The following is a 20,580-nucleotide window of genomic DNA, read 5'->3' on the forward strand; positions in this document are numbered from 1 at the left end:
CAGTCCCCAATACGCAGCGCCTGCTATCCGACGCGTCGTACGCGAAGATCGACCGCGAGCTGGCCAAGTACCCGGCCGACCAGCGCCAGTCCGCCGTGATGGCCGCGCTGGCCATCGCCCAGGTGGAGAAGGGCTGGGTTTCGCCCGAGATCATCGAGGACCTGGCCCGCTACATCGGCATGCCGCCGATCGCGGTGCACGAGGTCGCCAGCTTCTACAACATGTACGACACCACGCAGCCGGGCCGCTTCAAGCTCGCGGTCTGCACCTGCCTGCCCTGCGCGCTGCGCGAGGGCGTGGCCGCGGGCGAGTACCTGAAGGAAAAGCTGGGCATCGACTACAACGAGACCACCGCCGACGGCATGTTCACGCTCAAGGAGAGCGAGTGCCTGGGCGCCTGCGCCGACTCGCCGGTGATGCTCGTGAACAACCAGCGGATGTGCAGCTTCATGGGCGCCGGCGAGATCGACGCCCTGATCGACGAACTCCGGTCCAAGGCATGAGCGAAGCAATGGGCGCCACTGACTTCCGGGCCGCGCTCGCCGACGTGCGCGCGCAGGAAACCTGTTTTCACGGCCGGCACATCGAGCCGCAGATCTACGCGGGGCTCAGCTCGCCGGACGGCTGGCGGCTGAAGGACTACGAGGCGCGCGAGGGCTACCAGGCGCTGCGCAAGATCCTCGCGGAGGGCATCACCCCCGAACAGGTGATCGCCGAGATGAAGGCGGGCGTGCTGCGCGGCCGCGGCGGCGCGGGCTTCCCCACCGGCCTGAAGTGGAGCTTCATGCCCAAGGGGCATCCGGGTCCGAAGTACCTGGTGTGCAACTCCGACGAGGGCGAACCGGGCACCTTCAAGGACCGCGACATCCTGCGGTACAACCCGCACATCGTCATCGAGGGAATGATCATCGCGGCCTACGCGATGGGCATCGGCACCGGCTACAACTACATCCACGGCGAGATCTTCGGCGCCTACGAGCGCTTCGAGGAAGCGCTCGAGGAGGCGAGGGCGGCGGGCTACCTGGGCGACCGCATCCTGGGTTCGGGCTTCTCCTTCCAGCTGCACGCCTTCCACGGCTACGGCGCGTACATCTGTGGCGAAGAGACCGCGCTGCTGGAGTCGCTCGAAGGCAAGAAGGGCCAGCCGCGCTTCAAGCCGCCGTTCCCGGCCAGCTTCGGCCTGTACGGCAAGCCCACCACGATCAACAACACCGAGACCTTCGCCGCGGTGCCGTGGATCATCCGCAACGGCGGCCAGAAGTATCTCGAGGTCGGCAAGCCGAACAACGGCGGCACCAAGATCTTCTCGGTGTCGGGCGACGTGGAGCGGCCGGGCAACTACGAGATTCCGATGGGCACGCCGTTTGCGAAGCTGCTCGAGCTGGCCGGCGGAATGCGTCACGGCCGCAAGCTCAAGATGGTGATCCCCGGCGGCTCGTCCAGCCCGGTGATTCCCGGCGAGCAGATGATGACGGTCGACATGGACTACGACTCGATCGCCAAGGCGGGGTCGATGCTCGGCTCGGGCGCGGTGATCGTGCTCGACGAGACGCGCTGCGCGGTGAAGTCGCTGCTGCGGCTCTCGTTCTTCTACTTCGAGGAAAGCTGCGGGCAGTGCACGCCCTGCCGCGAGGGCACCGGCTGGATGTGGCGCATCGTCGAGCGCATCGAGCACGGCAAGGGCACCCCCGAAGACCTCGTCAAGCTCGGTGAAGTGGCCGACAACATCCAGGGTCGCACCATCTGCGCGCTCGGCGACGCCGCCGCAATGCCGGTGAAGGCCTTCCTGAAGCACTACTGGAACGAGTTCGAACACCACGTCGAACACCGGCGCTGCATCGTGCCGGCCTACGTCTGAGCGCCAGGGCGCCCGGAATTCCAGTCAGACAAGACATAGCGGACAGACCGAGCCTGCAGATGGTTGAACTCGAAATCGACGGCAAGAAGGTGGAAGTGCCCGAGGGCAGCATGGTGATGCATGCGGCCACGGAGCTGGGCATCTTCGTTCCGCACTTCTGCTATCACAAGAAGCTGTCCATCGCGGCCAACTGCCGGATGTGCCTGGTCGAAGTGGAGAAGGCGCCCAAGCCGCTGCCGGCCTGCGCGACGCCGGTCGCGCCCGGAATGAAGGTCTGGACCGCCTCCGAGAAGGCGATCAAGGCGCAGAAGGGGGTGATGGAGTTCCTGCTCATCAACCACCCGCTGGACTGCCCGATCTGCGACCAGGGCGGCGAGTGCCAGTTGCAGGACCTTGCCGTGGGCTACGGCGCCTCGTCCTCGCGCTACACCGAGGCCAAGCGCGTGGTCTTCCACAAGCCGATGGGCCCGCTGATCTCCGCCGAGGAGATGAGCCGCTGCATCCACTGCACCCGCTGCGTGCGCTTCGGCCAGGAGATCGGCGGCGTCATGGAACTGGGCATGGGCAACCGGGGCGAGCACTCGGAGATCATGACCTTCCTCGGGACGTCGATCGACTCCGAGCTCTCCGGCAACATGATCGACATCTGCCCGGTGGGCGCGCTCACCTCCAAGCCCTTCCGCTACAGCGCCCGCACCTGGGAGCTGGCGCGCCGCAAGTCGGTGGCGCCGCACGATGCGCTCGGCTCGAACATCATCGTCCAGATCAAGGGCGATCGCGTCAAACGCGTGGTGCCGCTGGAGAACGAGTCGGTCAACGAATGCTGGATCTCCGACCGCGACCGCTTCTCCTATGAAGCCCTGAACTGCGAGGAGCGGCTGACCGCGCCGATGATCAAGCAGGACGGCCAGTGGCAGGAAGTGGACTGGCAGACCGCGCTGAACTACGCCGCGCATTCGCTCGCGCAGGTGCGCAGCGCCCGCGGCGCGGCGGCGATCGGCGCGCTGGCCTCGCCCACCGCCACGCTCGAGGAACTGCACCTGCTGGGCGCGCTGATGCGCGGCCTGGGCAGCGGCAACGTCGATTTCCGGCTGCGCCAGCGCGATTTCTCCGCGCAGGGCCGCACCGCTGGCGTGCCCTGGCTGGGAATGAAGATCGAGGAAGTGGGCACGCTCGACCGCATGCTGCTGGTCGGCTCCTTCCTGCGCAAGGATCATCCGCTGCTGGCCGCGCGGGTGCGCCAGGCGGTCAAGCGCGGCGCCCGCGTATCGGTGCTGCATGCCGCCGATGACGACCTGCTGATGCCGCTGGCGGCCCGCTCCATCGTGGCGCCCAGCCGCTGGGCGCAGTCGCTGGCCGGCGTGCTGGTCGCGGTGCTGCAGGCGCAGGACAAGCCGGCGTCCGCGGGCCTGGCCGGCGTGTCGCCGACCGACGACGAGCGGGCCATCGCGGCCAGCCTCGCCGACGGCGAGCGCAAGGCGGTTTTCCTCGGCAACGCCGCGGTGCAGTGCGACCGTGCCGGCATCGTCGCGCAGCTGGCGCAGGCGATCGCCGACGCCACCGGCGCGCGGCTGGGCTTCCTCGGCGAGGCCGCCAACTCGGTGGGCGGCTGGCTTGCCGGCGCGCTGCCGGCGGCCGACGGGCGCGACGCGCGGGCGATGGTCGCCGAGCCGCTGTCGGCCTACCTGCTGCTGGGCGCCGAGCCCTGGCTCGACCACGCCATGCCGCGCCCCGCGCGCGAGGCGCTCGCGAAGGCCGAGACGGTGGTGGCGCTGACCGCCTTCCGTTCGCCCGAGCTGATGGAACTGGCCGACTGCCTGCTGCCGATCGCTCCGTTCACCGAGACCTCCGGAACCTTCGTCAACTGCGAGGGCCGGGCGCAATCCTTCAACGGCGTGGTGCGTCCGCTGGGCGAGACCCGTCCCGGCTGGAAGGTGCTGCGCGTGCTGGCCAACGTGCTCGAGCTGCCGGGCTTCGACTTCGACACCTCGGAGTCGGTGCGCGCCAGCGCGCTGCAGGGCGACGTGGCCGCGCGCCTGGACAACCGCGTTGCGGTTGATCTGGCGGCGCTGACGCTGCAGCCGGCCGAGGCGCTTGCGGCCGGCACGCTGGAGCGGCTGGCCGACGTGCCGGTCTACTTCGCGGATCCGCTGGTGCGGCGCGCCGAGAGCCTGCAGCGCACGCGCGACGCGCGCGCCCCGCAGGCGCGGATGAGCGCCGCGACGCTGGCGTCGCTCGGGCTGTCCGCAGGCGAGCGCGTGCGCGTTGCCCAGGGCGGCGGCGAGGCCCTGGTCGAGGCGGCGCAAGACGACGCGGTTGCGGCGGGCGTGGTTCGCCTGGCCGCGGCGCATGCGAGCACCGCGGGGCTGGCGTCGATGTTCGGCGCGGTCACGGTCGCGCGGGCCTGAGGCGCGGCAGGGAGAACAGGGAATCATGGATCAGCTGCTGCTCTCGATCAACAGCACCGGCGAGTCGCTGCTCGGCGGCGCCTGGCCGGTCGTCTGGAACCTCGTCAAGATCATCCTGGTGGTGCTGCCGCTGATGGGCTGCGTCGCCTACCTCACGCTGTGGGAACGCAAGCTGATCGGCTTCATGCACATCCGCCTCGGGCCGAACCGCGTGGGGCCCGGCGGCCTGCTGCAGCCGATCGCCGATGCGCTGAAGCTGATGCTCAAGGAGATCATTGTTCCGGCGCAGGCGAACAAGGTTCTGTACGTGCTCGCGCCGGTCATGACCATCACCCCGGCGCTCGCGGCCTGGGCGGTGATCCCCTTCGGGCCGGAGGCGGTGCTGGCCAACGTCAACGCCGGCCTGCTGCTGCTGCTGGCGATCACCTCGCTCGAGGTCTACGGCGTCATCATCGCGGGCTGGGCGTCCAACTCGAAGTACCCGTTCCTCGGCGCGATGCGCGCCGCGGCGCAGATGGTGTCCTACGAGCTTGCGATCGGCTTCGCGCTGGTGGTGGTGCTGATGGTGTCGGGCAGCCTGAACATGACCGAAATCGTGCTGCAGCAGGGCCGCGGCACCTTCGCCGAGATGAGTCTGTCCTTCCTGTCCTGGAACTGGCTGCCGCTGCTGCCGGTGTTCGTCGTCTACTTCGTGGCGGGCGTGGCCGAGACCAACCGCCATCCCTTCGACGTGGTCGAGGGCGAGTCCGAGATCGTCGCTGGTCACATGGTCGAGTACTCGGGCATGGGCTTCGCGGTGTTCTTCCTGGCCGAGTACGCCAACATGATCCTGATCTCGGTGCTGGCCGTGATCATGTTCCTGGGCGGCTGGTACCCGCCGATCGACGTGGCGCCGCTGAACTGGATCCCGGGCTGGATCTGGCTCGGCCTGAAGACCTTCTTCGTGGTGTCATTCTTCATCTGGTTCCGCGCGTCCTTCCCGCGTTACCGCTACGACCAGATCATGCGGCTGGGCTGGAAGATCTTCATTCCGGTGACGCTGGTGTGGCTTGTGGTGGTGGCGATCTGGATGCAGACGCCCTGGAACATCTGGAACTGACGAGGGCAGGAGCTCTATAGCCATGCAAGCAGTCAAGGAGTTCTTCCAGTCCTTCATGCTCCTCGAGATGCTGAGGGGCATGCGCCTGACCGGGCGCTACCTGTTCAAGCGCAAGATCACGATCCTCTATCCGGAGGAGAAGACGCCGATGTCGCCGCGCTTCCGCGGGCTGCATGCGCTGCGCCGCTACCCCAATGGCGAGGAGCGCTGCATCGCGTGCAAGCTGTGCGAGGCGGTCTGCCCGGCGCTGGCGATCACCATCGAGTCCGAAGTCCGCGAGGACGGCACCCGCCGCACCACCCGCTACGACATCGATCTCACCAAGTGCATCTTCTGCGGCTTCTGCGAGGAGTCCTGCCCGGTGGATTCGATCGTCGAGACCCACATCCTCGAGTACCACGGCGAGAAGCGCGGCGACCTCTACTTCACCAAGGACATGCTGCTCGCAGTGGGCGACCGCTACGAGAAGGAAATCGCGGCTGCCCGCGAGGCCGACGCGGCCTACCGCTGAGACCCGGGAACGGACACGCCAGAGCACGGAACATGGACGCCAAGACCCTACTTTTCTACATCTTCGCCGCGATCGCGGTGGTGTCGGCGCTGCGCGTCGTCACTGCGCGCAACCCGGTGCACTCGGCCCTGTTCCTGGTGCTGACCTTCATCAACGCGGCCTGCATCTGGATGCTGCTCGAGGCCGAGTTCCTGGCGATCACGCTGGTGCTCGTCTACGTCGGCGCGGTGATGGTGCTCTTCCTGTTCGTTGTGATGATGCTCGACATCAACCTCGACAAGGTGCGCGAGGGCTTCTGGCGCAACCTCCCGGTGGCGGCCTTCGTCGGCGTGGTGGTGGTGCTGGAGCTTTCGGCGGTGCTGATCCACGCGTTCTCGGGCGTGAAGGCCTCCGACGCGCCGGTGCAGCCCGAGGGCTACAGCAACACCGAGGCGCTCGGCCAGCTGATCTACACCGAGTACGTCTACCCGTTCGAACTGGCCGCGGTTCTGCTGCTGGTGGCCATCGTCGCGGCGATCGCGCTGACCCTGCGCCGCCGCAAGGACGCCCGCTACACCGATCCCTCGAAGGCGGTCCGCACCAAGGCCGCCGATCGCATCCGTATCGTGAAGATGCCTGCGCAGCCCAAGGATTCCGCGCAATGACCCTCACGCTGGCTCACTACCTCGTGCTGGGCGCGATCCTGTTCGCGATCAGCGTCCTCGGCATCTTCCTGAACCGCCGCAACGTCATCATCGTGCTGATGGCGATCGAGCTGATGCTGCTGGCGGTCAACCTGAACTTCGTCGCGTTCTCGCACTTCCTGGGCGACGCGGCCGGTCAGATCTTCGTCTTCTTCATTCTCACGGTGGCGGCCGCCGAATCGGCGATCGGCCTGGCGATCCTCGTCCTGCTGTTCCGCAACCTCGGCACCATCAACGTCGAGGATCTCGACGAGCTCAAGGGTTAAGGCGCATGAAGACGGCCTATCTGCTCGCAGCCTTCGCGCCCCTGGTGGGCGCCGTCATTGCCGGCCTTTTCGGCCGGCAGGTCGGACGCGCGGGCGCGCACACGGTCACCATCCTCGGGGTCGCGGTGTCGTTCGCGGCGTCGGTGTGGACCCTGCTCGACGTGCTCGCCGGCAACACCTTCAACGGCACGCTCTACACCTGGTCGGTGGTGGGCGACATCGGCTTCCAGGTCGGCTTCCTGGTCGATTCGCTGACCGCCACGATGATGTGCGTGGTCACCTCGGTGTCGCTGATGGTGCACGTCTACACCATCGGCTACATGAAGGACGATCCCGGCTACCAGCGCTTCTTCGCCTACATCTCGCTGTTCACCTTCTCGATGATGATGCTGGTGATGGCGAACAACTTCCTGCAGCTGTTCTTCGGCTGGGAAGCGGTGGGCCTGGTGTCCTACCTGCTGATCGGCTTCTGGTACACGCGGCCGACGGCCATCGTCGCCAACATGAAGGCCTTCCTGGTCAACCGGGTGGGCGACTTCGGCTTCGTGCTCGGCATCGGCCTGGTGCTGGCCCACTTCGGCAGCCTGGACTACGCGCGGGTCTTCGAGGCGGCCCCCGGGCTGGCCGACAAGACCGTCGGTTTCGGGCTCTGGGGTCCGGACTGGTCGCTGCTGACGGTGGCCTGCATCTGCCTGTTCATCGGCGCGATGGGCAAGAGCGCTCAGTTCCCGCTGCACGTCTGGCTGCCCGACTCCATGGAAGGCCCCACGCCGATCTCCGCGCTGATCCACGCGGCCACGATGGTCACCGCGGGCATCTTCATGGTGGCGCGGATGTCGCCGCTGTTCGAGCTGTCCGACACCGCGCTCAGCTTCGTGATCGTCATCGGCGCGATCACCGCGCTGTTCATGGGCTTCCTGGGCATCGTCCAGAACGACATCAAGCGCGTGGTCGCCTACTCGACGCTGTCGCAGCTGGGCTACATGACGGTGGCGCTCGGCGCCTCGGCCTACAGCGTGGCCATCTTCCACCTGATGACGCACGCCTTCTTCAAGGCGCTGCTGTTCCTGGCCGCCGGCTCGGTCATCATCGGCATGCACCACGACCAGGACATCCGCAACATGGGCGGGCTGCGCAAGTACATGCCCATCACCTGGCTGGTGTCGCTGGTGGGCTCGCTGGCGCTGATCGGCACGCCGTTCTTCTCCGGCTTCTACTCCAAGGACTCGATCATCGAAGCCGTGAAGTACGCCAACGTGCCGGGCGCGGGCTTTGCCTACTTCGCGGTGCTGGCCGGCGTGTTCGTCACCGCGTTCTACTCGTTCCGCATGTACTTCCTGGTCTTCCACGGCAAGGAGCGCTGGGGCTCGCATGCGCACGGCCACCAGGCGCAGGCGCACGATGCCCACGGACATGACGACCATGCCGACGACCATGGCCACGACGAGCATCACGGCCTGGCCCCCGGCCAGAAGCCGCACGAGTCGCCGCTGGTGGTGACGCTGCCGCTGGTGCTGCTCGCCATTCCGTCGGCGATCATCGGCGCGCTGACGATCGGCCCGATGGTGTTCGGCGACTTCTTCAAGGGCGTCATCCACATCGACGCCGCGCGCCATCCGGCGATGGCCGAGTTCGCCCAGCACTTCCACGGCTGGGCGGCGATGGGCATGCATGCCTTCGTGACGCCGGCCTTCTGGCTGGCGCTGGCCGGCGTGGCCTTCGCCTACTACTGCTACCTGATCAATCCGGCGCTGCCGGCGTCGATCAAGCGCTCGATGTCCGGCGTGCACGCGCTCCTCGACAACAAGTACTACCTCGACCGCTTCAACGAGGTCTTCTTCGCCGGCGGCGCGCGGCTGCTGGGCAAGGGTCTCTGGAAGGGCGGCGACCAGGCGCTCATCGACGGCCTGGCGGTCAACGGCAGCGCCCGCCTGGTGGGCTGGCTCGCATCGGTGGGCCGCCTGGTGCAGACCGGCTACATCTATCACTACGCGATCGCGATGATCGTCGGGGTGGCCGCGCTGCTCTGGTGGTTCGTGCCGCTGATCAAGCGCTGAGCAGGAAACCCGTCAAGTCATGAGTTCCGCTACCTCCATGTTCCCGTACCTCAGCGCCGCCATCTGGATTCCGATCCTGTTCGGTTTCCTGGTGCTGCTCGTCGGCAATGACCGCAACGCCGGCACCGTCCGCCTGCTCTCGCTGGTCGGCGCGCTGGCGGGCTTCGCCGCGACGATCCCGCTGTTCACCCGCTTCGACCGCGGCACCGCCGACTTCCAGTTCGTCGAGAGCACCCCCTGGATCGAGCGCCTGTCGGCGAACTACCATCTCGGCGTCGACGGACTCTCCGTCTGGTTCGTGCTGCTGACGGCGTTCATCACGATCTTCGTCGTGATCGCCGCCTGGGAGGTGATCCAGGAGAAGGTGGCGCAGTACATGGCCTGCTTCCTGATCCTCTCGGGGCTGATGATCGGGGTGTTCGCGGCCCTCGACGGGCTGCTGTTCTACGTGTTCTTCGAGGCCACGCTGATCCCGATGTACATCATCATCGGCGTCTGGGGCGGCCCCAACCGGGTCTACGCGGCCTTCAAGTTCTTCCTGTACACGCTGCTGGGCTCGCTGCTCACGCTGGTCGCGCTGATCTACCTGTACCTGCAGTCGGGCTCTTTCGCGATCGCCGACTGGCACGCGCTGCCGCTGTCGATGGACGAGCAGATCCTGATCTTCCTTGCCTTCCTGCTGGCGTTCGCGGTGAAGGTGCCGATGTGGCCGGTGCACACCTGGCTGCCCGACGCTCACGTCGAGGCGCCCACCGGCGGCTCGGTGGTGCTGGCCGCCATCATGCTGAAGCTGGGCGCCTACGGCTTCCTGCGGTTCTCGCTGCCGATCGCACCGGACGCCAGCCATGAGCTGTCCTGGCTGATGATCGCGCTGTCGCTGGTGGCGGTGGTCTACATCGGCCTCGTCGCCCTGGTGCAGGCGGACATGAAGAAGCTGGTGGCCTACTCGTCGATCGCCCACATGGGATTCGTGACGCTGGGCTTCTTCATGTTCAACCAGCTGGCAGTGCAGGGCGCGATCGTGCAGATGATCTCGCACGGTTTCGTCTCGGCCGCGATGTTCCTGTGCATCGGCGTGATGTACGACCGCGTGCACTCGCGCCAGATCGCCGACTACGGCGGCGTGGTCAACACCATGCCGAAGTTCGCCGCGCTCTTCATGCTGTTCACGATGGCCAACGCCGGCCTGCCGGCCACCTCCGGCTTCGTCGGCGAGTTCATGGTCATCCTGGGCGCGGTCCAGTACAACTTCTGGATCGCCTTCGCGGCGGGCAGCACGCTGATCTTCGGCGCGGCCTACTCGCTGTGGATGTACAAGCGGGTGATCTTCGGTGTGATCGCCAACGACCACGTCCGTGACCTGAAGGACGTGAACCGCCGAGAATTCTGGATGCTGGCCGCGCTCGCAATCGCGGTGCTCTGGATGGGTCTGTACCCCCGGCCCGTCACCGACATGACCGACCTCTCGGTGGCGAAGCTGCTCGAGCACGTGGCCGTCTCCAAGATCAAGTAAGACGAAATGGAAAAGCTCAACCTCCTCGCGGCCCTTCCCGAGATCGTCCTGCTGGTCGCGGCCTGCGTCGTGCTGCTGGCCGACGTGCTCTCCGAACGACTGAAGCAGGCGATCGGCATCGACCGGCTGGCGCTGCTGGCGGTGCTGGTCACCTTCGTCTTCGTCTTCATGCAGCTGGGGTCGCCCACGCAGTACGCCTTCAACGGCATGTACGTCGCCGACGGCCTCGCGCTGCTGCTGAAGCTGTTCGCCTGCGTCGCGGTGGCGGCCAGCCTGGTCTATGCCCGCCGCTACCTGCGCGATCGCGAGATGTACCGGGGCGAGTTCTACGCGCTGGCGCTGTTCGCGCTGCTCGGCCAGATGGTGATGATCTCGGCGAACAACCTGCTGGTGGTCTACGTCGGGCTGGAGCTGATGTCGCTGTCGCTGTACGCGCTGGCCGCGATGCGCCGCGATCATGCGGCGTCCACCGAGGCGGCGATGAAGTACTTCGTGCTCGGCGCGCTGGCCTCGGGCTTCATGCTCTACGGCATGTCGATGATCTACGGCGGCACCGGCAGCCTGGCCTTGCCCGAGATCGCGCGTGCGCTGAGCGCGTTCGACACCAACCGGCTGGTGCTGGTGTTCGGCGTGGTCTTCCTGGTGGCCGGCATCGCGTTCAAGTTCGGCGCCGTGCCCTTCCACATGTGGTTGCCCGACGTCTACCAGGGCACCCCGACCGCCACCACGCTGCTGATCGCCGGCGCGCCCAAGCTGGCGGCCTTCGCAATGGCCTTCCGCCTGCTCGCCGAGGGCCTGCCGGGCGTTGCCTTCGACTGGCAGCAGATGCTGATCGTGCTCTCGGTGGCCTCGCTGGTGGTGGGCAACCTGGTGGCGATCGCGCAGCGCAACTTCAAGCGCATGCTGGCCTATTCGACGATCGCGCAGGTCGGCTTCATTCTGCTGGGGCTCGCCACCGGAGTGGTTCCCGGGCAGGGCGATGCGGGCGCCGATGCGTACAGCGCGGCGATGTTCTACGCGGTGACCTATGTGCTGACCACGCTCGGCACCTTCGGTCTGATCCAGGTGCTGGCGCGCAAGGGCTTCGAGGCGGAGGAAATCGAGGATCTGCGCGGGCTCAACCGCCGCAGCCCGTGGATGGCCTTCGTCGCGCTGATCCTGATGTTCTCGCTGGCGGGCATCCCGCCGACGGTTGGCTTCTACGCCAAGCTGGCGGTGCTGCAGGCGGTCGTGAACGCCGGCCACGTCTGGCTGGCCGTGGTGGCGGTGCTTGCGTCGCTGGTCGGCGCCTTCTACTACCTGCGGGTGGTGAAGACGATGTACTTCGACGAGCCCACCGACCATGCGCCGATCGCGGCCGGCGGCGGTGCGCGCGCGGTGCTGGCAATCAACGGCGCGGCGGTGCTGCTGCTGGGCATCCTGCCCTCGCCGCTGATGACCGCCTGCCTGAACGCGGTCCGCCAGGCGCTGTCGAGCTGAGCGCCCTGGCGCGGGTCCGGTCGCTTCGTGCGTAGCTTCCCGAGCCCCGCCGGAGCGGCTTCATGAGCAAGAGATTGCGGGAGATCGAGCTCTCGTCGGAGCTGGTCTACGAAGGCGTGTTCCTGAAGCTGCGCCGCGACCAGGCGCGCATGCCCGACGGCGCGCAGCGCACCCGCGAGTACATCATGCATCCGGGCGCGGCGGCCATGGTGCCGCTGTTCGACGACGGACGCGTGCTGGTGGAGCGCCAGTTCCGCTACCCGCTGCGCGAGGTCTTCCTCGAGTTCCCGGCGGGCAAGCTGGATCCGGGCGAAACTCCGCTGCAGACCGCGCAGCGCGAGCTGGTCGAGGAAACCGGTTATCGCGCCGCCCAGTGGGCGCTGGTCACCCGCATCCACCCTGCGATCGGCTTTGCCGATGAAGCGCTCGACATCTTCCTGTGCCGCGGGCTCACCCATGTGGGGCGCGCGCTGGACCAGGACGAGTTCCTCGACCTTGAGGTGGTCACCCTGGGCTGGCTGGTGGACGAGCTGAGGGCTGGCAGGGTGTCCGACGTCAAGACGCAAATCGCTGTGTTCTGGCTGGAGAAGTTCGTGTCGGGGCAGTGGCCCTGGCCGGAGTTCCAGCCGGCCTGAAGCTCAGGAGCTGAATCACCCATGGAATACGAAAAGACCGTCCTCGAGCATTCCCGCCTGCGCGCGCGCGACCGGGCCGACAAGCCGGCCTTCATCACGCCGACCCGCAGCTGGAGCTTCGCCGAGCTCGATGCGTTCAGCAACCGCATTGCCCAGGGCCTGCTCGCCATCGGCATCGGCCACGGCGATCGCGTCGCGATCCTGACCAAGCACACCACCGAATGCTTCGCGCTGATGCTCGGCGCGCAGAAGATCGGCGCCGTCTGCATGCCGGTCAACTGGCGGCTGGCCGCGCCGGAGGTCGAGTACGTGGTCGACCATGGCGAAGCGAAGCTGATGGTGGTCGACGCCGAGTTCCTGCAGTTCGTGGCGCCGCTGGCGCTGCCCAAGGTGAAGCTGCGGCTGCTGACCGACCGCGCCGTGGACGGCGGGCCCGTGCTGCTCGAGACCTGGGCCTCTGCGCACGAAGCCATCGACCCTGGCTACGACGGCCAGCGCGACGACACCGCGCTGCAGCTGTACTCGTCCGGCACCACCGGGCTGCCCAAGGGGGTGGAGCTGTCGCATCGCTCGCTGGCCGCAGCCTTCGAGCGCACGGTGCCCGAGTGCATGGAGTACTCGGGCAATGACAGCGTGATGCTCAATGCGCTGCCCACTTTCCACATCGCCGGCATCGGCATGGCGCTGATCGCGTACATCGACGGCGGCACGACGATCATGATGCCGGAGTTCGACCCGGCCAGAGTGCTCGACGCGATCGAGCAGCACCGGATCACGCACGCCTTCCTGGTGCCGGCGATGATCCAGTTCATGCTGCAGGTGCCCGGCGCCGAGCGGCGCGACTACTCGTCGCTGCGCGCGATCGCCTACGGCGCCTCGCCGATCAGCGAGCGGGTGCTGGTCGACGCGCTGCGCACCCTCAAGTGCAACTTCATCCAGGTCTACGGCCTCACCGAGACCACCGGCGCCATCGCGGCGCTGCCGCCCGAGGACCACGTCCCCGAAGGCCCGAAGGCCTTCCTGCTGCGCTCCGCGGGCAAGGCGATCCGCGCGGTGGACATCGGCGTGTTCGACCCCGCGAGCGGCCAACGACTGCCGGACGACCAGGTGGGGGAGATCTGGATCCGCTCGCCGCAGAACATGAAGGGCTACTGGCGCAACGACAAGGCCACCGCGGACGCCTTCGTCGACCTGGACGAGCGCGGCGTCGGCTGGTTCCGCTCCGGCGATGCGGGCTACATGCGCAACGGTTACGTCTTCATGCACGACCGCATCAAGGACATGATCATCTCCGGCGGCGAGAACATCTACCCGGCCGAGGTGGAGAACGTGCTGATGAAGCACCCGGACGTGGCCGACGGCGCGGTGATCGGCGTGCCGGACAGCACCTGGGGCGAAGCGGTGAAGGCGGTGGTGGTGCTGAAGCCGGGCGCCGAGACCACCGGCGCCGCGATCATCGCCTTCATGCGCGAGCGCATCGCTCACTACAAGTGCCCCAAGAGCGTGGACATCGTCCAGGAGATCCCGCGCAACCCCAGCGGCAAGATCCTCAAGCGCGTGCTTCGCGAGCCGTACTGGAAGGGGCGCGAGCGCAACGTGGCCTGAGCCGCTGCGCTATAGTGCGGCCCTCGGAAGCGTGGCAGAGTGGTCGATTGCACCGGTCTTGAAAACCGGCAACGGGCAACCGTTCGGGAGTTCGAATCTCCCCGCTTCCGCCAGCGTACCGTCACCAGCCCTCACAGCCAGTAGGCCCACAGCCGCGAGAACCGCTCCTTGATCCACAGGTCGATCGGGCGGCGACGCCAGTCCTCGCGGGTGATCGCCCGGGACGCGGCCAGGTCGGCGTCGAACATCGCCTGCATCTGCCGGCCGAAGTCCGCACCCAGCACCACCGCGTCCAGCTCGTAGTTGTGGAGGAAGCTGCGCCAGTCCAGGTTGGTCGACCCGACTGTGGACCATACGCCGTCGATCAGCGCGGTCTTGGCATGCAGGATCGCGCCCTGGCGTTCGTGGATTTTCACGCCGGCGCGCAGCAGCCGCGCGTAGTGGCTGCGGCCGGCGTGGAAGACCAGCCCCGAATCGGTCTGGCTGGGCAGGATCAGCGTCACCTCGACGCCTCGGCGAACGGCCGCCTCGAGCGCCTCGACCAGCTGGGGGTCGGGCACGAAATAGGCGTTGGTCAGCCGGATGCTGGTCTCCGCGCTGCCGATTGCCGAGATCAGCGTGGCGTAGAACTGGCTGTAGGCTTCGTCCGGAGAGCTGCCGATTGCGCGCACCACTTCGCGGCCGGCCGTCCGGGGCGGCGGGAAATAGTTGGCCTGGGGCAGGGGCGCTCCCTTCTGGCTGTCCCAGGCGGCGAAGAAGAGCCTCTGCAGCTCGGCCACCACCGGGCCCTCGAGCTGCAGGTGGGTGTCGCGCCATCGCGGCCCCAGGTCGCCGCGGGCGCGGGATCCCGGCCGGAAAGATCCGCCGGAGTAGACGCTGCTGATGTTGATGCCGCCCAGGAATGCGGTGCTCCCGTCGACGATCAGCAGCTTGCGATGGTCGCGCCGGTTGAGCTCCCATTCCTTGCGCGTCAGCGCCGGGTTCAGCGGGTTGAACTCCAGCACGGCGACGCCGTCGGCCTTCAGGCGGTCGAAGAACGCGGCCGGCGTGCCGACGGTGCCGGCGCTGTCGTGGATCAGGTTGACCTGGACCCCCTCGCGCCGCTTGGCCAGAAGGGCTTGTGCGAATCTCCGGCCGACCTCGTCATCCTCGAGGATGTAGGTCTCGAGGTTGACGTGGTCGCGCGCTGCGCCGATGGCGTCGATCATCGCCTGATAGGTGGCCGGGCCGTCCCGCAGCAGCTGCACGCGGTTGCCGGTGGTGAGCGGGCTGCCGGCGAAGGCCTCCTCGCGCGCGAGGTGGCGGTCGAAGAAATCGCTCGGCTGGCCGCCCCGCGCCAGGCGGTCGAGGACTGCCTTGCTCTGCGCTGCCGACAGCGGTCCGGCGGCGCTCCGCAGCGGCACCGCGGCCGCGCGTCCCTGCCTGGCGTCGGTGGCGATCACGGGCGGGCTGCTGCACCCCGCCAGCATCAGCACGGTCAGCGTCGCCCAGGCGGCGATCAGGGCCGGCGTCGGCCAGCGTGTCATGGGCATCTCCGGGCGCAGGATGGGGAGCGGACACTCTAAGCCAGGGGTCCTGCGCGCGGCAACCCGCGGCAATCGCGCACGGAAACCCGCGGCAATCGCCACGGCATCCGTTGGCTATGTTCGCCAGCGCACAGACCATCGCCCCGATGTCGCCGACCCTGTGTTTTTGGCAGGCGCCGGCGTGGCGATGCCGAGCCGTATCACCCGGAACCGGTGACCATGAATATGGAAGGGGCGTGATGAATGCCATCAAGACGGCCGCACTGGCCCTGATCGCCGCCGGCGTGCTGGCCCTGGTCTACGGCGGCTTCAGCTATACGCGCGAGACCAGCCGCGCAAAGCTGGGGCCGATCGAGTTGTCCGTGAAGGACACCCGGACGGTGAACATACCGGTCTGGGCTGGCGGCAGCGCGCTGGTGGTCGGTGTGCTGCTGCTTGTCTTCGGCGGCCGCAAGGCTTGACCCGCGTGGGGCGGGCCGCGCGACCGACGCAGGCGCGGCGGGCGCGGCGGGCGCGGCGGGCGCGGCGGGCGCAGGGTATACCATGGTGACCTCCGAATCCCACGTTCAGCGCTCCATGCCACTGGATAGCCAACAAGGTAACCGGTGGCCCGAGCTGCTGGCCAGCCGACTGCGCTCCGACGCCGGCATCGATGAGGTGGTCGCCGCGATCATGGCCATCTGGCTCGAGAGCGCGGCCGCCCTCGACCCGATCATTGGTGAACGTGGCGTGGCCGCGCTGCTCAATCGCAGCCTGAAGCTCGTCTCGGCCAGTCATCCCTGGCTGGCTGCTGGACGTGGCGGTGCGCTGGACGCGGTCGATCCGGCGGCGCTCGAGGCAGCGCTGCTCCTGCGTCCGTCGGCCGAAGCTGCCGACGGTGGGGCAGCCTTGTTCCAGGCTTTTCGCGATCTGCTCGTCAGCCTGGTCGGCACTGCGCTGACGACCCGGCTCCTCCATTCCGTCTGGACTCCATCCACGGGCGACACGCCTGCGCAGGATCTCTTGCCATGACCACCAAAGCGACCATCAACCGACTGGCTACCCGCGTGCCGGGCCTGGACGAGGTGCTCGGCGGCGGGCTGCCGGAATTCTCGTTCAACCTCATCGCCGGCCAGCCCGGGAGCGGCAAGACGACACTGGCGCACCAGATCATGTTCGCGCTGGCCACGCCCGAGCGCCCGGCGATCTACTTCACCGTGCTGGGCGAGCCGCCGCTGAAGATGCTGCGCTACCAGCAGCAGTTCGATTTCTTCGACAGCGAGGCCATCGGCAGCAGCGTGCGCTTCGTCAGCCTTTCCGACGACGCCATGAGCGGCGACCTGGAGCGGGTGCTGGCGCGCATCGTCGAGGAGGTCAGCGCCCACGATCCGGGGCTGATCTTCGTCGATTCGTTCCGCTCGGTGGTGTTCGCCAGCGAGCACGCGGGCAGCCCGAAGATCAGCCTGCAGCTCTTCGTGCAGCAGCTTGGCATGCTGATGACCAGCTGGCAGGCGACCACCTTCCTGATCGGCGAATACTTCAACGAGAACGACGCCAACCCGGTGTTCACGGTGGCCGACGGCCTGATCTGGCTGCGCCAGAGCGTGCAGCGCAACTCCATGGTCCGCAAGATCGAGATCATGAAGATGCGCGGCCAGCCCAGCCTGCCGGGCCTGCATACCTTCCGGATCGACGGCAGCGGCGTGCGCGTGTTCGCGCCGGCGCAGCATCTCGCCGCCGGCGCCGCCGGGCCGGCCCCGGCCTCGCTGGGCAGCCGGGCGCTGACAGGCGTGCCGGAGCTCGACGAAATGCTCGGCGGCGGCCTGCCGCGCGGTTATTCGCTGCTGGTGGCCGGGCCGTCGGGGTCCGGCAAGAGCGTGCTCGCGGCTTCTTTCCTGGCCGAGGGCGTGCGCCGCGGCGAGACCGGTGTGGTGGCCGCCTTCGAACAGCACCCCAACCGTTCGCGCAACCCGCAGCTGGCCGGGTTGATCGCCCGTGGCCAGGTGGGCCTGATCGACAGCCGGGAGCCGGACCTGTCGATCGACGAGATCGTGCTGCTGGTCCTCTCCGAGGTGCGGCGGCTGGGCGCCACGCGCGTCGTGCTGGATTCGCTCAGCGGCTTCGAACTGGCGCTGGCGCCGACCTTCCGCACCGACTTCCGCGAGTCCCTGCTGGGGCTGGTGACGGCGCTCACGCGCGCCGGGCTGACCGTGCTGATGACCTCGGAGCTGGAGGACCGCTATACCGACCTTCGCTTCAGCCCCTATGGCGCCGCCTTCCTGACCGACGCCATCATCGTGCAGCGCTACATCGAGGTCGACAGCCGGCTGCGGCGCGTGATGGCGGTGGTCAAGGTGCGCGCCAGCGCGCATTCGAACGAGTTGCGCCTGTACGAAATCTCTGCAGACGGCATCCACATGGGCGAGATGCTGGCCGACCAGGAGGGTCTGCTCGGCGGCAGGCCGACTCGCAAGCCCCTGGCCGACCGGCCGCCGCCGGTGGACCTGGCCGAGGGCGGCTGAGCGCCGCCGCCGCCGATGAAGACGAGGCCCCCGAGTCCTGCGCCCACCGATCCTGCGGTGGCCGAGGCCGAAGCGACGCTCGCGCGCCTGGGCGTCGAAGTCGAGGCAATCAAGGCGCTGCTGGTGCGCCTGCTGCAGGACGTGGTGGAAGCCGAGCGGCGCTCGGAGCTCGGCCCGGTGACCCAGCTGGTCGAGGCCAACGAGCAGCTCGTGCTCGCCGCGCTGAGCAGCCAGGCCGAGGCAGAGACGGCCCGGCAGGCCCTGGCCGATGCCGCGTACGCGAAGACGCTGGACCCGCTGACGGGGCTTCACACCCGCCACACGCTGTTCGAGCGCTTCGCGCAGGTGGTGGCCCAGGCGCGCCGCAATGGCCGGCGCTGCGCGCTGCTGTTCGTCGACCTGGACGGTTTCAAGCAGATCAACGACATCCGCGGCCACGCCTTCGGCGACCTCGTGCTGCGCCAGCTGGCCGACCGGATGGAGGCTGTCGTGCGTGAGGTCGATACCGTAAGCCGCCACGGCGGCGACGAGTTCCTCATCCTGCTGGCCGACCTGGCGCGGGCGGCGGACGCGCAGGCCGTGGCCGAGAAGGTGCTGCATGCGATCGCGGCGCCGATGGACGTGGACGGCGGCGCCGCGGCAGTGACGGCGAGCGTGGGGATTGCGGTCTATCCCGACGATGGCGAGGACATCGATACCCTGATCGAGCATGCCGACGCCGCGATGTACGCCAGCAAGCGACGCGGCCCGGGCAGCGCCGGGTTTCATCGGGATCCGCGAACATTGGCCGCCGCAGCAGCGCCTGCCGTCGCGCCGCTGGTCGCCGAGCGTCGGCTGACCGACCTTCGTCAGGCCAACGAGGAGCTGGTGCTGGCCGTGCTGAGCGCGCAGGAGCTTCGCGAGGCGGCCGAGCAGGCCCGGGAGCGGCAGGCGGCGTTCATGCGCGCGGTGGCGGCAGAGTTGCGCCACCCGCAGGCGCCGGTGCACATTGCCTCCGAGATGCTGGGGCATGCGCCCGGCCTGGAGCCACGGCTGGTGCGCGTTCAGCACACTGTGGAGCGGCGCATGGCGCACATGAGCCGCCTGGTCGACGACCTGGTCGAGGCCGCAGGCGGCAAGCCGGGCGAACTGGTGCTGCATCGCCACCCTGTCGACCTGATCGCGGCAGTCGATGCGGCCGTCGCCGCGCAGAGACCGACCTTCGAGCAGCACCGCCTGCGCCTGCACTGGCAGCGGCCGGCGCAGCCGATCGAGGTCGACGCCGACCCGGCGCTGGTCGACCAGATCCTCTCCAATCTGATCGACAACGCCTGCGCGCATACGCCGGGCGGCGGACGCATCGACCTGTCGGTGGGCGCGAGCGACGACACCGTGACGCTGACCGTGGCCGACGACGGCATGGGCATCTCGCCGCAGGCGCTGCCGAGGGTGTTCGAGCCCTTCTCGCGGGACCTGCAGGCGCTCGATCTCGACCTGCCAAGCCTGGGTCTGGGGCTGACGGCAGTGCGGGCCATGGTGCGGGCCCATGGCGGCGAGGTCACGGCCCACAGCGACGGCCTGCACCGGGGCAGCCGCTTCGCGGTCACGCTGCCGCGTCATCGGTGACCGAGATGGATGCCGCCCAGGGCGCCAGCATGCCGACCGCGCCGGACGCCGCCCCCGGAGCCCGGCTCGGGGTCAACGACCCCCGCCATAACCGGCTGCTGGCCGCACTGCCCGACGTCGACTGGCTGCGCTGGCGGGCCAAGATCGAGCCCTATGCGATGCCGCCCGGGCAGGTGCTGTACGAGTCGGGCGTGCCGCTCACCCACGCCTACTTCCCGACCTCGGCCATCGTGTCGCTGATGTACGTGACCGAGAGCGGCGCTTCGGCCTCGGTGGCGCTGGTCGGCGACGAAGGCATGGTCGGCGTGCCGCTGATCATGGGCGCGGGGTCGACGCCCGGTCGCGCCGTGGTGCACTGCGGGGGTGCGGGCTACCGCATCTCCGGCGCGCAGCTGCAGGAGGAGTTCTCGCGTTCCACTGAGGTGCTGCGCATCCTGCTGCGCTACACGCAGGCGCTGATCGCGCAGATGGCGCAGATTGCGGTGTGCAACCGGCATCACACGGTGGACCAGCAGTTGTGCCGCTGGCTGCTGCTCAACCTGGACCGCATGACCGGCGACGAGATGGCGATCACGCAGGAACTGATCGCCCAGATGCTCGGCGTGCGCCGGGAAGGCGTGACCGAGGCAGCACTGGCGCTGCAGCACGCCGGGCTGATTGCCTATCGGCGCGGGCATATCACGGTGCTGGACCGCGAGGGCCTGGCGCAGCGCAGCTGCGAATGCCGCGCCGTGATCCAGGCCGAATACGACCGGATGCTGCGGGAGGTCGCGCCGGCGTCTTCGGATGACTAGGGCGCTGCGGCGGGCGTGCGCTGGCAGACAGACGGTGCGC

The 20,580-nt window shown here is 68.2% G+C and carries 18 protein-coding genes, 1 tRNA gene and 1 pseudogene; 18 read left to right on the top strand and 2 right to left on the bottom strand.

Annotation, left to right across the window (positions count from 1 at the left end):
- The first annotated feature begins 20 nt into the window (after positions 1 to 20).
- The 13 genes from nuoE to HNQ70_RS05475 all read left to right on the top strand — a co-directional run bounded on the left by nuoE (position 21) and on the right by HNQ70_RS05475 (position 14,227).
- The gene (gene nuoE / locus HNQ70_RS05415; RefSeq protein ID WP_183965501.1) at positions 21 to 503 is read left to right on the top strand and encodes an NADH-quinone oxidoreductase subunit NuoE; all 483 of its coding nucleotides are present in this window, start codon (positions 21 to 23) and stop codon (positions 501 to 503) included.
- An 8-nt stretch (positions 504 to 511) separates the two neighbouring features.
- Positions 512 to 1,858 carry an NADH-quinone oxidoreductase subunit NuoF gene (gene nuoF / locus HNQ70_RS05420; protein WP_246434726.1) on the top strand — a complete coding sequence of 449 codons (1,347 nt, stop codon included), beginning with the start codon at positions 512 to 514 and terminating at the stop codon, positions 1,856 to 1,858.
- 59 nt (positions 1,859 to 1,917) lie between these two features.
- Entirely contained in the window at positions 1,918 to 4,266 is a 2,349-nt protein-coding gene (gene nuoG / locus HNQ70_RS05425) for an NADH-quinone oxidoreductase subunit NuoG (protein WP_183965035.1), read from the top strand.
- A 25-nt stretch (positions 4,267 to 4,291) separates the two neighbouring features.
- Positions 4,292 to 5,365, top strand: a complete 1,074-nt coding sequence (nuoH, locus tag HNQ70_RS05430; RefSeq protein WP_183965037.1) for an NADH-quinone oxidoreductase subunit NuoH — start codon at positions 4,292 to 4,294, stop codon at positions 5,363 to 5,365.
- A gap of 22 nt (positions 5,366 to 5,387) precedes the next feature.
- Positions 5,388 to 5,876 (top strand): NADH-quinone oxidoreductase subunit NuoI, encoded by a 489-nt coding sequence (gene nuoI, locus HNQ70_RS05435; RefSeq protein WP_183965039.1) that lies wholly within the window; start codon positions 5,388 to 5,390, stop codon positions 5,874 to 5,876.
- 32 nt (positions 5,877 to 5,908) lie between these two features.
- Positions 5,909 to 6,520: an NADH-quinone oxidoreductase subunit J gene (locus tag HNQ70_RS05440; RefSeq protein ID WP_183965041.1), complete on the top strand. Its 612-nt coding sequence runs from the start codon at positions 5,909 to 5,911 to the stop codon at positions 6,518 to 6,520.
- Positions 6,517 to 6,825 carry an NADH-quinone oxidoreductase subunit NuoK gene (gene nuoK, locus HNQ70_RS05445; protein WP_183965043.1) on the top strand — a complete coding sequence of 103 codons (309 nt, stop codon included), beginning with the start codon at positions 6,517 to 6,519 and terminating at the stop codon, positions 6,823 to 6,825. The genes HNQ70_RS05440 and nuoK overlap by 4 nt, the downstream gene beginning before the upstream one ends.
- 5 nt (positions 6,826 to 6,830) lie before the next feature.
- Positions 6,831 to 8,882 carry an NADH-quinone oxidoreductase subunit L gene (nuoL, locus tag HNQ70_RS05450; RefSeq protein ID WP_183965045.1) on the top strand — a complete coding sequence of 684 codons (2,052 nt, stop codon included), beginning with the start codon at positions 6,831 to 6,833 and terminating at the stop codon, positions 8,880 to 8,882.
- Positions 8,883 to 8,901: 19 nt separating this feature from the next.
- Positions 8,902 to 10,395 (top strand): NADH-quinone oxidoreductase subunit M, encoded by a 1,494-nt coding sequence (locus HNQ70_RS05455; RefSeq protein ID WP_246434728.1) that lies wholly within the window; start codon positions 8,902 to 8,904, stop codon positions 10,393 to 10,395.
- Positions 10,396 to 10,401: 6 nt separating this feature from the next.
- Positions 10,402 to 11,874 carry an NADH-quinone oxidoreductase subunit NuoN gene (gene nuoN / locus HNQ70_RS05460; RefSeq protein WP_183965047.1) on the top strand — a complete coding sequence of 491 codons (1,473 nt, stop codon included), beginning with the start codon at positions 10,402 to 10,404 and terminating at the stop codon, positions 11,872 to 11,874.
- A gap of 62 nt (positions 11,875 to 11,936) precedes the next feature.
- Positions 11,937 to 12,509 (top strand): NUDIX domain-containing protein, encoded by a 573-nt coding sequence (locus HNQ70_RS05465; RefSeq protein ID WP_183965050.1) that lies wholly within the window; start codon positions 11,937 to 11,939, stop codon positions 12,507 to 12,509.
- 21 nt (positions 12,510 to 12,530) lie between these two features.
- A complete protein-coding gene (locus HNQ70_RS05470) occupies positions 12,531 to 14,114 on the top strand; it encodes a long-chain-fatty-acid--CoA ligase (protein WP_183965052.1) in 1,584 nt (527 codons plus the stop codon).
- A 25-nt stretch (positions 14,115 to 14,139) separates the two neighbouring features.
- Positions 14,140 to 14,227, top strand: a tRNA-Ser gene (locus HNQ70_RS05475).
- An 18-nt stretch (positions 14,228 to 14,245) separates the two neighbouring features.
- Here the strand turns inward: HNQ70_RS05475 and cls are convergent.
- Both cls and HNQ70_RS20600 read right to left on the bottom strand, forming a co-directional pair.
- Positions 14,246 to 15,640, bottom strand: coding sequence for a cardiolipin synthase (cls, locus tag HNQ70_RS05480; RefSeq protein WP_183965054.1), 1,395 nt, complete (start codon positions 15,638 to 15,640; stop codon positions 14,246 to 14,248).
- A gap of 114 nt (positions 15,641 to 15,754) precedes the next feature.
- Positions 15,755 to 15,874 (bottom strand): annotated as a pseudogene (locus HNQ70_RS20600) (multicopper oxidase domain-containing protein); the annotation flags it as partial.
- 5 nt (positions 15,875 to 15,879) lie between these two features.
- On the opposite strand from HNQ70_RS20600, the gene HNQ70_RS05490 reads away from it, so the two are divergent.
- The 5 genes from HNQ70_RS05490 to HNQ70_RS05510 all read left to right on the top strand — a co-directional run bounded on the left by HNQ70_RS05490 (position 15,880) and on the right by HNQ70_RS05510 (position 20,540).
- Positions 15,880 to 16,101 (top strand): hypothetical protein, encoded by a 222-nt coding sequence (locus HNQ70_RS05490; protein ID WP_183965058.1) that lies wholly within the window; start codon positions 15,880 to 15,882, stop codon positions 16,099 to 16,101.
- A gap of 82 nt (positions 16,102 to 16,183) precedes the next feature.
- Entirely contained in the window at positions 16,184 to 16,651 is a 468-nt protein-coding gene (locus HNQ70_RS05495) for a hypothetical protein (RefSeq protein WP_183965060.1), read from the top strand.
- Positions 16,648 to 18,141, top strand: coding sequence for an ATPase domain-containing protein (locus tag HNQ70_RS05500; protein WP_183965062.1), 1,494 nt, complete (start codon positions 16,648 to 16,650; stop codon positions 18,139 to 18,141). Before HNQ70_RS05495 ends, HNQ70_RS05500 begins: the two co-directional genes overlap by 4 nt.
- A gap of 15 nt (positions 18,142 to 18,156) precedes the next feature.
- Positions 18,157 to 19,746 carry a diguanylate cyclase domain-containing protein gene (locus tag HNQ70_RS05505; protein WP_183965071.1) on the top strand — a complete coding sequence of 530 codons (1,590 nt, stop codon included), beginning with the start codon at positions 18,157 to 18,159 and terminating at the stop codon, positions 19,744 to 19,746.
- 29 nt (positions 19,747 to 19,775) lie between these two features.
- On the top strand, positions 19,776 to 20,540 hold the full coding sequence (locus HNQ70_RS05510; protein WP_183965505.1) for a Crp/Fnr family transcriptional regulator: 765 nt from the start codon (positions 19,776 to 19,778) through the stop codon (positions 20,538 to 20,540).
- The last annotated feature ends 40 nt before the right edge of the window (positions 20,541 to 20,580 follow it).

This window comes from Quisquiliibacterium transsilvanicum (genome assembly GCF_014202215.1).
GTDB classification, from domain to species: domain Bacteria; phylum Pseudomonadota; class Gammaproteobacteria; order Burkholderiales; family Burkholderiaceae_E; genus Quisquiliibacterium; species Quisquiliibacterium transsilvanicum.